General features: G+C 42.1%; 16 protein-coding genes. 13 read left to right on the plus strand and 3 right to left on the minus strand.

The window, feature by feature from the left end; all coding sequences use genetic code 11:
• The first annotated feature begins 270 nt into the window (after positions 1–270).
• Both HZA08_02790 and HZA08_02795 read left to right on the plus strand, forming a co-directional pair.
• The gene (locus HZA08_02790) at positions 271–927 is read left to right on the plus strand and encodes an endonuclease III (GenBank protein ID MBI5192352.1); all 657 of its coding nucleotides are present in this window, start codon (positions 271–273) and stop codon (positions 925–927) included.
• A gap of 14 nt (positions 928–941) precedes the next feature.
• The gene (locus HZA08_02795) at positions 942–2,327 is read left to right on the plus strand and encodes an MFS transporter (protein MBI5192353.1); all 1,386 of its coding nucleotides are present in this window, start codon (positions 942–944) and stop codon (positions 2,325–2,327) included.
• A 4-nt stretch (positions 2,328–2,331) separates the two neighbouring features.
• On the opposite strand, the gene HZA08_02800 is transcribed toward HZA08_02795, so the two are convergent.
• Both HZA08_02800 and HZA08_02805 read right to left on the minus strand, forming a co-directional pair.
• Positions 2,332–2,664, minus strand: a complete 333-nt coding sequence (locus HZA08_02800) for a hypothetical protein (protein MBI5192354.1) — start codon at positions 2,662–2,664, stop codon at positions 2,332–2,334.
• Positions 2,665–2,947: 283 nt separating this feature from the next.
• Positions 2,948–4,522, minus strand: a complete 1,575-nt coding sequence (locus tag HZA08_02805; GenBank protein ID MBI5192355.1) for a transglycosylase SLT domain-containing protein — start codon at positions 4,520–4,522, stop codon at positions 2,948–2,950.
• 54 nt (positions 4,523–4,576) lie between these two features.
• Between HZA08_02805 and HZA08_02810 the strand changes: the two genes are divergently transcribed.
• The 3 genes from HZA08_02810 to gltA all read left to right on the plus strand — a co-directional run bounded on the left by HZA08_02810 (position 4,577) and on the right by gltA (position 8,026).
• A complete protein-coding gene (locus HZA08_02810) occupies positions 4,577–5,539 on the plus strand; it encodes a hypothetical protein (GenBank protein ID MBI5192356.1) in 963 nt (320 codons plus the stop codon).
• Between the two features lie 116 nt (positions 5,540–5,655).
• Positions 5,656–6,480: a sulfide/dihydroorotate dehydrogenase-like FAD/NAD-binding protein gene (locus HZA08_02815; GenBank protein ID MBI5192357.1), complete on the plus strand. Its 825-nt coding sequence runs from the start codon at positions 5,656–5,658 to the stop codon at positions 6,478–6,480.
• A 133-nt stretch (positions 6,481–6,613) separates the two neighbouring features.
• Positions 6,614–8,026: an NADPH-dependent glutamate synthase gene (gene gltA, locus HZA08_02820; GenBank protein ID MBI5192358.1), complete on the plus strand. Its 1,413-nt coding sequence runs from the start codon at positions 6,614–6,616 to the stop codon at positions 8,024–8,026.
• 201 nt (positions 8,027–8,227) lie between these two features.
• Here gltA and HZA08_02825 read toward each other — a convergent pair whose 3' ends face one another.
• Positions 8,228–9,091, minus strand: coding sequence for an NAD(+)/NADH kinase (locus tag HZA08_02825; protein MBI5192359.1), 864 nt, complete (start codon positions 9,089–9,091; stop codon positions 8,228–8,230).
• 283 nt (positions 9,092–9,374) lie between these two features.
• Between HZA08_02825 and HZA08_02830 the strand changes: the two genes are divergently transcribed.
• From HZA08_02830 to rsmA, 8 genes are all read left to right on the plus strand, one after another.
• On the plus strand, positions 9,375–9,515 hold the full coding sequence (locus HZA08_02830; protein ID MBI5192360.1) for a hypothetical protein: 141 nt from the start codon (positions 9,375–9,377) through the stop codon (positions 9,513–9,515).
• Complete coding sequence (locus HZA08_02835) at positions 9,506–9,814, plus strand: nucleotidyltransferase family protein (GenBank protein MBI5192361.1); 309 nt, start codon at positions 9,506–9,508, stop codon at positions 9,812–9,814. The genes HZA08_02830 and HZA08_02835 overlap by 10 nt, the downstream gene beginning before the upstream one ends.
• A 343-nt stretch (positions 9,815–10,157) precedes the next feature.
• Complete coding sequence (locus HZA08_02840; protein MBI5192362.1) at positions 10,158–10,265, plus strand: DUF86 domain-containing protein; 108 nt, start codon at positions 10,158–10,160, stop codon at positions 10,263–10,265.
• Between the two features lie 148 nt (positions 10,266–10,413).
• Positions 10,414–10,716 (plus strand): hypothetical protein, encoded by a 303-nt coding sequence (locus tag HZA08_02845; GenBank protein MBI5192363.1) that lies wholly within the window; start codon positions 10,414–10,416, stop codon positions 10,714–10,716.
• Positions 10,697–11,041, plus strand: a complete 345-nt coding sequence (locus tag HZA08_02850; GenBank protein ID MBI5192364.1) for a hypothetical protein — start codon at positions 10,697–10,699, stop codon at positions 11,039–11,041. The genes HZA08_02845 and HZA08_02850 overlap by 20 nt, the downstream gene beginning before the upstream one ends.
• Positions 11,042–11,220: 179 nt before the next feature.
• On the plus strand, positions 11,221–12,093 hold the full coding sequence (locus tag HZA08_02855) for a cation transporter (GenBank protein ID MBI5192365.1): 873 nt from the start codon (positions 11,221–11,223) through the stop codon (positions 12,091–12,093).
• A 42-nt stretch (positions 12,094–12,135) separates the two neighbouring features.
• Positions 12,136–13,137 (plus strand): 4-hydroxythreonine-4-phosphate dehydrogenase PdxA, encoded by a 1,002-nt coding sequence (gene pdxA / locus HZA08_02860; protein MBI5192366.1) that lies wholly within the window; start codon positions 12,136–12,138, stop codon positions 13,135–13,137.
• Entirely contained in the window at positions 13,130–13,963 is an 834-nt protein-coding gene (gene rsmA / locus HZA08_02865) for a ribosomal RNA small subunit methyltransferase A (protein ID MBI5192367.1), read from the plus strand. The genes pdxA and rsmA overlap by 8 nt, the downstream gene beginning before the upstream one ends.
• The last annotated feature ends 186 nt before the right edge of the window (positions 13,964–14,149 follow it).

A 14,149-nucleotide genomic window follows, 5' to 3' on the forward strand; every position in this document is an offset into this window, starting at 1 on the left:
CAAAGGGAAATGAAAATAGTAAACAGTAAGCAGTGAGCAGTAAACAGGAAAGGCAGTCTTTATCTGCTAACTGCTTACCGCTTACTGCTTACTTGGGGTCATTTTCGGATGAACCGCCATGAGCCTTCGGCTCACAAAGGTTGATGAAAATGAGGCCACCTCCCCTTAGTCCCCTCCCGCAAGGGGAGGGGAGATATGAAAGTATGCATAATCTCCCCCCTCCCTTGACGGGAGGGGGGTAGGGGTAGGGTGAGCTATGGAGATTTTCGGATGCAAGACAACGACATTCACAAAATAATAACCATCTTAAAAAAAGATGTAGATAAGTGGAGCACCCCTGCTGTAAGCATCGTCGCAGAAAATACCAAGGATCCATTTAAGGTACTTATTTCCTGCATAATCAGCCTGAGGACTAAAGATACTACAACAGCCGCTGCATCCGGAAGGCTGTTTGCTCTTGCAGATACGCCGGAGGCTTTGATGAGTCTTCCGGTTGAAAAGATAGAAGAGGCTATCTTCCCTGCCGGGTTTTACAGGGTTAAGGCAGGAAATATTATTGAGATTTGTAAGAGACTTGTGGAAGATTATAATTCAATTGTCCCTGATGATATAGATGAGCTTCTAAAGCTGAAGGGTGTCGGCCGCAAGACGGCAAACCTTGTTGTTACTATTGGTTATGATAAAGATGGTATTTGTGTTGATACGCATGTTCACAGGATTTCCAACCGGTGGGGTTATATAAAAACTAAGACACCGGATGAATCTGAAGAAGCCCTTAGAAAGAAATTGCCACGGAAGTACTGGAAGATATATAATGACCTCCTGGTTACATTCGGACAGAATCTTTGCAAGCCTGTTTCTCCTATTTGCAGTGAGTGCAATATTGTAAAATATTGTGCGAGAATAGGCGTTAAAACATTCCGATAATAAAACTTCAAGAAATGGAAAACAATTCAACTGACTCAAAAAGCCTATCTTATGCTATTAAAGATGGTGTCTACTTTGCCACAATGGTAGGGATTGGTGAAAGCTATATAAGCCCCTTTGCCATATTCCTCCAGGCAACCAACTCTCAGATAGGATTTCTTGCATCTATCCCCCCGCTATTGGGGGCATTGGTTCAATTAATATCAATCAATATCCTTAACCGTATCCGAAACCGCTTGACCATTATGCTCATTGGGGTTATCTCGCAGGCGCTTACATGGATTCCTATCCTTTTACTCCCTTTTCTTTTCAGACCTTATGCGGCATATCTCTTAATATTGTGTGTAACCATATACTTTGCCGGAGGAAACCTCGGCACACCTCCCTGGAACAGCCTGATGGGGGATATTGTCCCTGAAAGGACACGCAGTACGTATTTTGGTTACAGAAACAAGATAATGAGTATCTTTACATTAGGTTCATTGGTAATTGGCGGGGGGATTCTCCATATTACGGAAAAATCCGGGGCATCATGGGTATGGATAGGTTTTTCTATACTATTTTTTATAGCCCTGATTGCAAGACTTATGTCAGCCTATTCTTTATCAAAGATAATAAACCCGCCTTATGATGTAGATGGCAAAGATGATTTCGGTGTAGTTGAATTTCTTGCAGGTTTCAGGCACTCAAGTTTTGTCCGTTTTGTTGTGTATGTCGGGTTAATGCACTTTTCAGTAATGATGGCCGGTCCATTCTTTTCAGTCTTTATGCTCAGGGACCTCCATTTTTCCTACCTCCAGTTTATGACAGTCTCTGCAACTGCTGTACTTATACAGTTCCTGACATTACATAACTGGGGTAAATTCGGGGATAAATTCGGTAACAGAAAGATACTTGAAATTACAGGTTTTACATTACCTGTTGTTCCTGTTTTATGGCTGTTTTCCTCACACTTCTATTATATCCTTATGGTACAGATGCTGGCAGGTTTATCATGGGCTGGTTTCAGCCTTAGTATGGGTAATTTTATTTATGACTCAATCCCATCTCCTAAATTAGCCAAGAGTTTTGCGATATTTAATGTATTGATTGCAGTCGGGACATTTGCAGGGGCAATATCAGGAGGTTGGTTATCAAGTTATCTTCCGGTATCCATCTCCATTTCTAATATTAGGATTAGCATGACTTCAAATCTTCAATGGCTCTTTTTAAGCTCAGGGGTATTGAGACTATGTATGGCATTAATATTTTTGCCTACTATAAAGGAAATAAAAAAGGTCGAACCGATTACAATAAAGCAGTTGGTTTTCAGGGTAACCTCACTGAGGCCAATCTCTGGCCTCAGGTTTGATGTTTTTACAGGCAATCCAAAAGGTAAAAATAAGACAGATAAAGAATAATTATCTATATCTTCTTCAGTACTATCTTATTCCCCGGATATTCAACAAGGACTGTATCCTCTGAAATCCTTTCAGTCCTTAAACTCCCTTCGACCTTAGTCTCTGCCTTAGCAACAGCAGTCACCTCAGGTTTGTTCTGCTGATATTTTTCTGAAATCTTTCTTAATGTCTTATTGGCATGGTCAAGTATCTCGATAACTGCGTTAAGTGCCTGCTGTAATTCCATAACAGCCGACTTCCAGTCTTTTTTTGCCATGAAATAATTAAACTTTGCAAGATGGAGGTCCATTGCAATCTTACTTGTCTGCGGGTCGCGTAATTTCTGTTCGTTTTCCATTGTCATCTCCTTTGTGAGTTTGTTTTAAATGTCATGTTCAGATATGAATTGCAAAAACTGTGCAATTCTGAAAAAATCCGGCAAAACCCATTTAAAACATATAAAACACTATGATAACTCAGCAAATTATTATTATTTATGAATAGTTGTATAGGAATCCTGTTTTAAAATGTGTAACCAAAGTACCTAAAAGAGGTAATTGGAGTGGATTTTGTGCCTATATATTACACACAAGTAAAACCTGCAACCTTATTATACAGTTAATCTTAATTTACACATGTTTTTATATAATGTCTGATAAAAATTCAGAGGTTGCTATTAGCTTCATATCACTTTCTCTAAGAGAGGGTATAAGTGGAACAACTATATAATCACCCGGTTTAATCCTATATTTCTTATTGAGATTATTGGCATTTCTTATTGTTGATTTATCTACTCTGTACTTTTTTGCTATTTTAGATACAGTGTCTCCCTTCCTTACTCTATATTCCCTGTAAACCCCTCTTTTTGAAAGAGGCAGCTTATTGTAGGTTTCGACAATGGAGGGCCCTGCCCCTTCAGGCACACGCAGAGTATAGTATATTTCTACAGAAGGGGTTATCTGGCTTTTAAGCTCCGGGTTAAGTTTCCTGAGTTCCTCATAATCAGCATCTGATATTTTTGTAATACTATTGAGGTCAATACCACCTGGTACTTCTATCACATCATATTTAATAGCAGGGCCGTCTGTGATAGTGAATCCAAAGTCATCGGGATTTTTTGCAAGGATTACTGCTGCCATAAACTTGGGGACATAGTTCTGTGTCTCCGGCTTTAATGCCCTGGTATCCTCAATTTCCCAGTAGTCAGCAGAGCCTGTTCGTTCAATTGCCTTCTTAACCTTGCCGCTACCTGCATTGTATGAGGCAAGTGCAAGCGGCCAGTCGCCAAACGTGTTGTAAAGATCCTTTAGATGTCTTGCCGCCGCCCTCGTTGATTTTACAGGATCTCTCCTCTCATCCACCCATTTATTTACCTTTAACCCGTACATAGCCCCTGTTGATGCCATGAACTGCCACATACCTGCGGCCTGTTTTGGTGACCTCGCGTTTACATTGAAACCGCTCTCTATTAAAGGAAGTAATGCCAAATCTTCCGGTATCCCCTCTTCCCTAAGAATATCCTTAACAAAAGGGATATACGGCCCTGCCTGATTAAGCCATGCCTGAAAGATTGAATGACCTCTCTTTGTGGTAAAGAAATCAATATAAGAAGATACTTTCGTAATAACAGGGTTCGATGAGTCATTGTCCTGTTCAGTAGAAAATTCTCGTAGCTCACCCCCATCCCCCGATAAATACTTCGGGGGCAAGCTCTGACCCTCCCCCCTCAATGGGGAGGGGATTTTCATTGCCGACTGTTCACCTTCTTCATGCTCATCTTCAGTTAAGGGAGGGGGGATAAAGTCCGTTTCCTCGCCGCTCGTTTTTTCTTCGGGTCTCCCCACCTCTTGCGGGAGGGGATTTAGGGAAGGGGTAGCAATGATTATTTTTTCTTCCGGCAAATGGATAAATATACTACTATCTATTGAATTGAAATATGATATTAATAAAGATGCATCTAACGCAGATGCCTCATGAATGTTAAGGAATGAAAAAAATATTGATATGAAAAAAAAGACACCTATCCCTGCTTTTATACCCACCGCTTTAACCATAATTGTTGCATTATAATTTTTAAAGACAGTCATTGCAAGTATTTTTATCCGAATGTCCCCCTCCGGCGGGGTTGGAAAACCCCGCCTATCCATATCTACGAGGATAGGCGTGACTTTCCTGTCCCGCTGATTTTCATGGCCCTTTGTGAAGCCTCGGTTCATGGGAGTTCACCTTTTAATTATTCTGGTATAAAAATTGCGTTTTTAAAAAGTTCTATGAAAGGTGATGGATTCGACTATTACGGCGACTCATTTGACACCAATGGGTTCTTTGATCGTAGAAAAAAGACCTTTACTAACAGGGCAAGACGTCAGTTGAATAATTACTGGCTAATCCCTGTATTCCTTCTTTACTTGGAATTTTTTGCAACTGTCTTCCCGCCTTTCAATTCTCCAATAAACAATCTTAAAGAGAGGAACCTCAATTTCCTGAAGGGGCCTGTAGTATTCTATAATCTGCTTACAACAGATTTCCCCTACGGATTGATAGGCCATTTCAAAGAGATTGCTATTGTTAAAAAGTATACATTTAACATAGACCAGACACCTTCCGGTGATATCCTGAAGGCACTGGAAGATAAGGATACTGTCACGCATATCTACAGACGGGTCGTCCAGTCACGGGAACTGAATAATACAGAAATCGGCGGGATTGCATTTATGGAATATACATCTAAGGGGCCTAAAATCAGGTTACATGAGATACCCTCTAAGAATAAGGTCTTTTCTGACGAACTTCATAAGTTTGAAGACTCCCCTGTTTCGGACTTCCTATCTTTTATTCAGAAGAGTGATAGCCGTGAGGTTTTAATAAATGTCGGGATTGATGAACGTATGATTGATAATACGATTAAGGTACTGAAGTCTGAAAAACCTGACAATGATAGAAAGGTTGACCTGATAAAGAATTTTATATCGAACTATGATATTCACTCTGAATCAAAGTATATCCTCTCCCCTTATGATTTTAAGGCATTTCTCGGTTCAGTTGATTTGGCAGGTAAATATATAGGTATCTATCATGTACATAACAATTATATGGAGCCGCCGTCTGACATTGATGTGGAAAACAGCAGTATTGACAGACAGCTTGTTATAACACTTGGTGACAGAGGCATAATTATTTACGATATTATCAAGGGAAAAGAGCTTATCTATAATGGTGATTTAATTTCCTGAAAAGTCCTCTCCAAAATGTAAATTTTTCTTGACACAAATACCCTATCCTGTGTTAGTGTATGCAATTACTTAGATAATAGTTTTTTATGTAAATATATATTGGAGAGGTTTGAGATATGTCATTTAAAATTTTGGGAAAAAAGGAACTTGCACCTAATACAGTAATGATGCAGATTGAAGCCCCCCTGGCCATAAAGAAGATGCAGCCGGGTCAGTTTGTTATTGTCAGGGTTAGCCCGAACGGGGAAAGGATACCGTTAAGTATCTCCGGCTGGGATAAGGAAAAAGGGACAGTAAGGATTATTGTTCAGGCAGTAGGGAGAACTTCGACTGAACTTATAAATCTGAATGTCGGTGATTCTCTGACAGACCTTGCAGGTCCGCTGGGACAACACTCACACGTAGACAATTATGGAACCTGTGTTTTAATAGGCGGAGGTTATGGAACAGGGGCGATAATTCCTATAGCAAGAGAGCTGATTGCAAAAGGGAATAAGGTAATTGGTATTATTGGGGCAAGGACAAAAGAACTTGTGCTTATGGAAGATGAATTGCGTACAATCTGCAGCAGGGTTGAGGTTTCAACAAACGACGGCAGTTCAGGTACTAAAGGGCTGGTTACAGATGTGCTTTCAGAGATATTAAAACATGAGCCTGTTCACATGGTTACTGCCATAGGCCCTGTGCCGATGATGAAGGCTGTTTCAGAACTGACAAGACCGCTTAATATTAAAACTTATGTCAGTTTGAATGCGATTATGGTTGATGGAACCGGAATGTGTGGTGCATGCCGTGTTGAGGTTGGGGGTACTACAAAATTTGCCTGTGTAGACGGTCCGGATTTCGACGGCCATCAGGTTAATTTTGATGAACTGGTCTATCGCCAGAAGATGTATGTGCCTTTAGAGAAAAAGGCAATGGAATTGTGTGCGTGTAAGTGATTCAACTGAAAATGACCTCAAGTAAGCAGTAAGCAGGTAGCAGATAAAACCTGCATCCACTGTTTACTGCTTACTATTTTTTGTTGGTTAAGGAGAATAATCTGTGAGCAATACAATATCAAATAAAGAAAGAATGCAGATACATATCCATGATATGCCTGAGCAGGAGCCTCATGCGAGGGTTGGAAATTTTGCAGAGGTTCCACTTGGTTATGTTCAGGTTACAGCATTTGAAGAATCAAAGAGATGTCTTGAAAACTGCAAGGCGCCCTGCGTAAAGGGATGTCCTGTCGGCATAGATATTCCTTCATTTATAAAAAGGATAGAGGCCGGTGATTACATAGGGGCTGCGAGGACACTTAAAAAATATAACCTGTTACCTGCAATATGCGGAAGGGTCTGTCCACAGCAGGAACAGTGTGAGCTGGTGTGTGTTGTGGGAAAAAAGGGGCCGTCAGTTGCAATAGGGAGACTGGAACGTTTTGCAGCAGACTATGAGAGGATGAGCGGGGCTATTGAAGTCCCTGAAGTAGCGGCCCCGACGGGGAAGAGGGTTGCAATTGTAGGCTCAGGTCCAGCAGGTCTTACCGGTGCCTCCGAGCTTGCAAGGTTAGGCCATAAGGTAACTATCTTTGAGGCATTGCACAGGCCGGGGGGTGTTCTTGTATACGGTATCCCAAGATTCAGGCTTCCTATTGATGTTATTGATACTGAGATAGATATACTGAAAAAGATGGGTGTTGAGATCATCTGTAATGCAATCATAGGAAAGACCCTTACCATTGACGACCTGTTTGCAGAGGGATACGATGCAGTGCTCGTTGGAACCGGTGCAGGACTTCCGTATTTTATGAACATACCCGGCGAGAACCTTTGCGGTGTATATTCTGCCAACGAGTTCCTTACAAGGGTGAATCTGATGCGTGCCGACCAATTTCCTGACAGCAGCCTCACCCCGGTATTTCTCGGTAAAAAGGTCGCAGTCATCGGCGCTGGAGATACGGCAATGGATGCAGCAAGGACCTCTGCGAGGTTGAAACCTGAAAAGGTAACGGTTTATTACAGGAGGAGCAGGGAAGAGGCCCCTTGTCTGCCGCGTGAAATGGAACATGCGGAACAGGAAGGTGTTGATTTTAAATTCCTGACAAACCCTGTACGGTTTATTGGTGATGAGAACTATTTTGTCAAAGGGATGGAATGTATTAAGATGGAACTCGGTGAACCGGATGCCTCCGGCAGGAGAAGCCCAAAACCGGTTGCTGGTTCAGAATATATTGAAGAGGTTGATACAGTTGTAATGGCGCTTGGATTTGGAGTAAATCCCATAATCAAAGAGACAACACCGGGCCTTGAGACGAATAAAAAAGGGATAATCGTTGTTGACCCTGCAACCGGAAAGACCTCACGTGAAGGGGTTTATGCAGCAGGTGACATCATCACCGGAGGCGCTACTGTTATCAAGGCCATGGGCCAGGCCAAAAAGGCATCAAAGGCAATGCACGAATATCTGATGAGCAAATCAGAAACGGTTGCATGTAAGCTATAGAGAACCCCATCCCCACCCCCCCGATTACTTCTTCGGGGGCAAGCTCTGACCCTCCCCTTGAAGGGGAGGGAATAACTAAGCACCCTCTCCCCTCCCGGGTGAGTGGGTTATCTTTGCTCTGTTATCCTGAGATAGTCGAAGGGTTCTTCTTTTTTCTAACTTCTTGCTTCTAACATCTTCCCTCTAACTTCTGCTTTGCTCCTACAAAAGCTTATCTCCCCACCGTAGCTTTTGCCTTAAAATCTGATAGTAATCCTTCTTGGGAGATAGAATAAGTTTTGTCTTTATTGCAGACTTTTTTACTGTAATAGTGTCCATATATTTCAGGGGAAAACCCTCCTGTCCATCAAGTGTAACAAGTACATCTTCATTTTCTGAATGCAGTGTAATCTCAATATCAAAATTATCCGGAACTACTATAGGACGGTTGGTTAGGGTGTGAGGACATATCGGGCTTATAATTAAAGAACCTACAGTAGGATATACAATCGGGCCTCCTGCTGAGAGTGAATAAGCTGTTGAACCTGTGGGGGTTGATATAATCAATCCATCTGCACGATACATGTTGAGATATTTTCCTCCCACACGGGTCTCCATCAGTATCATCCTTGCAAGTGCACCTTTATTGATCACTACATCATTCAGGACTAAATATTTTGCAGCCTCTTTCCCACCCCTTTGAATAGATGCATCCAGCATCACACGCTCGTCAACTATCATTTTACCTGCAAGTATTTCCTCAAGCAGGGGATACATCTCATCAAGAGAAACCTCTGTCAGGAAACCGAGACTGCCAAGATTAACACCGAGAATCGGGGTACCTTTCCCGCCTATATGTCTTGCAACACTTAGGAGCGTCCCGTCACCGCCCAAGACAATGATAAATTCCGAAAGTGCGGCAATATCAGGCCGTTCATAATAGGTCTTTAAATCTATAAGGCCGGTGGTCTCCTTATCCATAAGGGGTTCTACTGCCCTTTTCTGAAGCCACTCTACAAGATTAGAAAGTATATCCCCCGCATCCTTCTTTCTTGGTTTTGAAATTATCCCGATTCTTTTTGCCATAGTAGCAAGGAATTCTATTAGCTTTAGTTATGTATGTCAATAATTACAAAATGGGGCTCCTTTTTATGATGACTTTTCCTTTGTTTTTTGCTACAGTCTCTCCAATAAAATATCAGCCCCATCCTAAGCTTAAAAGGGTAGAGATTGTTCGGTATATTGTGGAAAGGATTTTAAAAGAGGCATTATACGTATGAAAGCAGAGTTACAAGGAGAAGAGACAGTTGAGCAGGCAAACATGAACCTGAAATGTTTTATGTAAATAGGTACATGAAATTGGTAGAGGATGATTTGTTTTCTTAAGCCCCTGCCCAATGAGAGTAAAGAGAAAAAACTCCTCGACGGCTTCCGTGCAGGAAGGGAGAGGCTCAGAGAGGATATGAAAAAAGGGGACAGCACAGGAAAGGTTGTTATGAGATGGGAGTAAAAAAGACCATAGACATACAGAAACTTATTGAGATATGCAGGAGACATAAAATTAATTACCTTGCCATATTTGGTTCTTATGCAAGGGGAGACTATTCTGAAAAAAGCGACCTCGATTTATTAATACGGTTTTCTGAAGAGGTTGATGATGAAATAAGTTTATTAGATTTCGTTGGAATAGAACAGGAGTTGTCTGAAGAGTTCCAGATCAAAGTGGATCTATTAACAGAGGATTCAATCAGTCCTTATATAAAGAAATACATAATGGACGACTTAAAGGTTATCTACAATGAGGGATGAACGCGCATGAGCCGCGGGCTCACAAAGGATGATGAAAATGAGGCCCCCTCACCCGGATCCTCCCTCCTGCCTCCCCCCGCAAAAGAGGGGGGGGAGGGATTTGGTAGGAATTTAATTGCAGCTCTCCCGCCTGGGGGAGAGGGTCCATGGTTTTATTCCCCCTCCCTTGACGGGAGGGGGGTAGGGGGAGGGTGAGCTATGGTGATTTTCGGATAAACTTCCATGAACCGAGGGTTCACAAAGGGCCATGAAAATCAGCGGGACAAGAAAGTCCCGCCTATCCTCGTAGATAGGGATAGGCGGGGTTTTCTTACCCCGCCGGAGGTGATTTTCGGATAAACTAATACACCATTACTTTGGTGTTAATATAAAGAAAGTCTGGCGAACAGTTGAAAAGGATTTACCAAAGCTTAAGGAAAAAATAGAGTTGATACTGAAGGAGGAAACATAGATCAAGGTGGATATAAAATTCCTGGACAGGTTAATTTATTAGTGACAAAAGTATGAAAACGCAAAAAAACATAGAAGAAATTATAAGCACTCTTACTTCCTTTAGGGAGACCATAAGGAAAGAGTACAAGATAAACAGAGGAAGCTACATGGAACAGAATTGGATAATAAAGGCAGCTAAGAAGGCAAATACACCAAGCGATCTGGTAATCCTTGAGAAGCCGGATGTTAAGAAATATCTGGATGGTCTTCTTTTAAAAAGGTTCTGGCCGGTTATCCATAACAGTCTTGAGGCAAGTGACTATGCCTATTTACCTGAGGGAATCCCGGAAACAGAGCTTGAACATAATGTTAATTTATCAAGGTCATTAACATTTATGTTGTTAGATAAACGCTTTCTATTCTTTAGAGGGAAATTGAGTTGTTCTACAGATGGATGGATGGATGCTTGAAAGGGAGTTTTATCTGTCATTATCCGGGGAAAATGATTTCAAGGTAGTCATTGCTATACTGGGCAACAGCCGCTTCGCAGGTCTCCCACCTACACTCTCGATGGGCAGGGCATTAGATAAGAATGGTGCCGACTTTTATCAGATTACTTTTCATGCCGGAAGCGGTTTGGGTTGGGGTTATGGTGAAGAGTATTTAGATGAGCAGATAAAAAAGGTCATTGATGTCAATGTCAGGATGTATGATTTTACAAGGGGCGCTGTTATAACTCCTCAACAATTAGGAGAATTTTTAACAATTGCGTATGAGGCTTATGAGGCATATTAATGTTTTTACATGGGAATAAACCCCATCCCCACCCTAACCCTCCCCTTGAAGGGGAGGGAATAAACGTTAGCCTTCCTCTCCCCTGGCGGAAGGGTCCGGGTGAGTGTGCCTTATTTTCATCATCCATAAGGATGTTCCATATATTGCCTTTAATTTTTCTGTAGACTATAATAGGCCCTATGAATTCTTATGCCAATGTGAGAAAGGTACTGGTATATACTCTCTTTCTTAATGTGGCTGTGGCTGTGGCTAAGTTGTCGTATGGGAAATATACTCAGTCACTCAGTATGACGGCGGATGGGTATCATTCGTTATTTGATGGTACATCAAATATTGTCGGGCTTGTCGGGATATGGCTTGCGTACCATCCGCCTGATAAGAGTCATCCCTACGGTCATAAAAAATATGAAACCCTTGCCTCACTTGTAATATCTATATTTTTGTTTCTGGCATGTTACGGTGTGTTGAGGGATGCCTATCTACGATTCAGACTTCATAGTGTACCTGATGTAAAATTATTCAGTTTCGTTGTAATGATTGTTACTATCGGGGTCAATTTATATGTTATGATGTATGAAAATAGAAAAGGTAAAGAGTTAAGAAGCGATATTCTGATTGCAGATTCACTACACACTAAGAGTGATATTTTCGCATCAGTCTCCGTATTAGTCAGCCTTGCCGCTGTATATGCCGGTGTCCCCATGATAGACCCGATAGCAGCGTTTGTTATAGCCCTGCTGATCGGCAGGACCGGTTACGAAATCCTGTCTGAGGCGACTAAGGTGCTGAGTGATTACTCAAGGATCAGCCCTTCGGCAATAAGGAAAGTTGCATTAGGAGTTAATGGTGTAAACGAATGTCATGATATAAGGACGCGCGGGTCTGCTACTGATGTGTATGTTGATTTAAGACTTCACGTACCTTCGGATCTAAAAATAGAAGATGCCCACGACCTGGCTCACAAGGTGGAGGACAGAATCAAAGAAGAGTTTACAACCGTCACTGAGGTAGTTGTGCATGTGGAACCGGAGGAAAAGAGGGGGGCTGCATAGATGGCTGCTATAAACAAAACTCAAGGAAGGAGAAACAAGAACATGGCTAAAAGTCCGGTGATTGGTATCACAATGGGGGACCCTGCAGGAATAGGCCCCGAAATTATTGTAAAAACTCTTCTTGAATCCGATGTCCACAAAATTTGCCGCCCTGTTGTAATCGGCGACGCATCGGTCATAAACAAAACACTTAAAAATTGTAAACTTTCAGGGGAGATTAATACAGTAGATGATGTAAGCGGGCATTTCCCCGGCAGAAAGGTTATTAATATTCTTGACCTTAATAATGTTGATGCCGACGGCCTGCAATCAGGCATCCCAAGCAAGGTATGCGGGACTGCGGCAGTAGAATATATAAAGAAGGCGGCAGAACTTGCTATGTCAAAAAAGATTAATGCAATAACAACTGCCCCAATAAACAAAGAGGTAATCAATGCTGCAGGGTTCTCATATCCTGGTCACACCGAAATGCTGGCAGAACTTTCAGGGACAAAAGACTTCGGTCTGATGATGGTAGGAGGGGGGCTTAAGGTTATTCTTGTCACATCACATATCGCTTTAAATAATATTCCGGTGCATATTAGGAAAGGGAGTGTCCTCAGAACAATCCGGCTTGCACACAAGGCTATGGGTTATTTTGATAATCATGCCCCAAGAATCGCAGTAGCCGCACTCAATCCACATGCAGGGGAAGGGAGATTATTCGGCACAGAAGAATGGGATGAGATAATGCCGGCAATACTTGATGCGCGCGGTGAGGGTATGAATGTAAGCGACCCGATGCCTGCCGACACACTTTTTTATAAGACAAAGGAAGGCTATTATGATATTGTAGTCGCCATGTATCACGACCAGGGTTTAATCCCGATTAAACTCCTTGCATTCGGCAAGGCAGTAAATGTTACGATTGGACTTCCGTTTATACGTACCTCAGTAGACCATGGGACTGCTTATGACATTTCAGGAAAAAATTGTGCAGACCCGAGGAGCTTGATAGAGGCTATCAAACTTGCTGTAGAGATGGTGGGGTATACACATGCCTAATAAATCAACAGCCCCAAAAAAACACCTCGGCCAGAACTTCTTGAAGGATGAGCTGTTGATTGAGAAGATAGTAGAGGTTGCAAATATCACTAAAGATGACAGGGTTATTGAAATAGGCCCGGGTAAGGGTGCGCTGACATTCCGCCTTGCAGAGAAGGCCATGAAAGTCCTTGCTTTGGAAATAGACCATGAGCTTTATGAATATCTGGAGGAAAAGGCACAGTCATATCCTAACCTGACTGTGCTTGAAGAAGATGTATTGAAATTTAGGTTTGAGACCATTGAATCAAGGTTTAAGATAGTCGCAAACATCCCTTATTATATCTCCACGCCTATCATCTTTAAGCTCATGGAATCCCAAAATAAGATTATTGACATGACCATTATGCTTCAAAAGGAGCTGGCGAACAGGATAGTCGCATCACCGAACTGTAAGGATTGGGGCATATTATCAATAGCCGTACAGTACAATGCAATTCCATCAATAGAATTGGAGATACCACGGGACGCCTTTTTCCCCTCTCCAAAGGTAGATTCAGCAGTAGTGAAGATTGTTCCAAGAAAGTATCCGGCAGTGAGGGTCAGTAATGAAAACCTGTTCTGGGCCATTATCAAATCTGCATTCTCTCACAGGAGGAAGACCCTTTTAAATTCACTTGCAATGGCTGGTTTTAAAAAGGAGAGTCTTGAGGAAATACTCGGTAATGCAGGCATAGACTTCTCTGTACGTCCTGAAAACCTCAGTATTGAAGACTGGGGGAAGATAGTGGATGACTTAACGGATCACCTGGAATATCAAAAGATGCGTAAAAGTCAGGAATGGTAAACCATTGCAGATGCCCTGCTCATGAGCGGGGCGCTCACAAAGGGCAATGAAAATAGTAAACAGTAAGCAGTGAGCAGTAAACAGGAAAGGCAGTCTTTATCTGCTAACTGCTTACCGCTTACTGCTTACTTGGGGTCATTTTCGGATGAACTCCCATGAACCGAGGGTTCACAAAGGGGCATGAAA

Source organism: Nitrospirota bacterium (genome assembly GCA_016212215.1).
Classification (GTDB): Bacteria; Nitrospirota; 9FT-COMBO-42-15; order HDB-SIOI813; family HDB-SIOI813; genus JACRGV01.

What these genes read in the sequence shown, in the direction of transcription:
- gltA (MBI5192358.1), top strand. Translation starts at nt 6,614, where the DNA reads ATGCAGATACATATCCATGATATGCCTGAGCAGGAGCCTCATGCGAGG.
- HZA08_02855 (MBI5192365.1), top strand. Translation starts at nt 11,221, where the DNA reads ATGAATTCTTATGCCAATGTGAGAAAGGTACTGGTATATACTCTCTTT.
- HZA08_02850 (MBI5192364.1), top strand. Translation starts at nt 10,697, where the DNA reads ATGGATGGATGGATGCTTGAAAGGGAGTTTTATCTGTCATTATCCGGG.
- HZA08_02825 (MBI5192359.1), bottom strand. Translation starts at nt 9,091, where the DNA reads ATGGCAAAAAGAATCGGGATAATTTCAAAACCAAGAAAGAAGGATGCG.
- HZA08_02790 (MBI5192352.1), top strand. Translation starts at nt 271, where the DNA reads ATGCAAGACAACGACATTCACAAAATAATAACCATCTTAAAAAAAGAT.
- rsmA (MBI5192367.1), top strand. Translation starts at nt 13,130, where the DNA reads ATGCCTAATAAATCAACAGCCCCAAAAAAACACCTCGGCCAGAACTTC.
- HZA08_02805 (MBI5192355.1), bottom strand. Translation starts at nt 4,522, where the DNA reads ATGAACCGAGGCTTCACAAAGGGCCATGAAAATCAGCGGGACAGGAAA.
- pdxA (MBI5192366.1), top strand. Translation starts at nt 12,136, where the DNA reads ATGGCTAAAAGTCCGGTGATTGGTATCACAATGGGGGACCCTGCAGGA.
- HZA08_02830 (MBI5192360.1), top strand. Translation starts at nt 9,375, where the DNA reads ATGATTTGTTTTCTTAAGCCCCTGCCCAATGAGAGTAAAGAGAAAAAA.
- HZA08_02835 (MBI5192361.1), top strand. Translation starts at nt 9,506, where the DNA reads ATGGGAGTAAAAAAGACCATAGACATACAGAAACTTATTGAGATATGC.
- HZA08_02795 (MBI5192353.1), top strand. Translation starts at nt 942, where the DNA reads ATGGAAAACAATTCAACTGACTCAAAAAGCCTATCTTATGCTATTAAA.
- HZA08_02800 (MBI5192354.1), bottom strand. Translation starts at nt 2,664, where the DNA reads ATGGAAAACGAACAGAAATTACGCGACCCGCAGACAAGTAAGATTGCA.
- HZA08_02810 (MBI5192356.1), top strand. Translation starts at nt 4,577, where the DNA reads ATGAAAGGTGATGGATTCGACTATTACGGCGACTCATTTGACACCAAT.
- HZA08_02815 (MBI5192357.1), top strand. Translation starts at nt 5,656, where the DNA reads ATGTCATTTAAAATTTTGGGAAAAAAGGAACTTGCACCTAATACAGTA.
- HZA08_02845 (MBI5192363.1), top strand. Translation starts at nt 10,414, where the DNA reads ATGGAACAGAATTGGATAATAAAGGCAGCTAAGAAGGCAAATACACCA.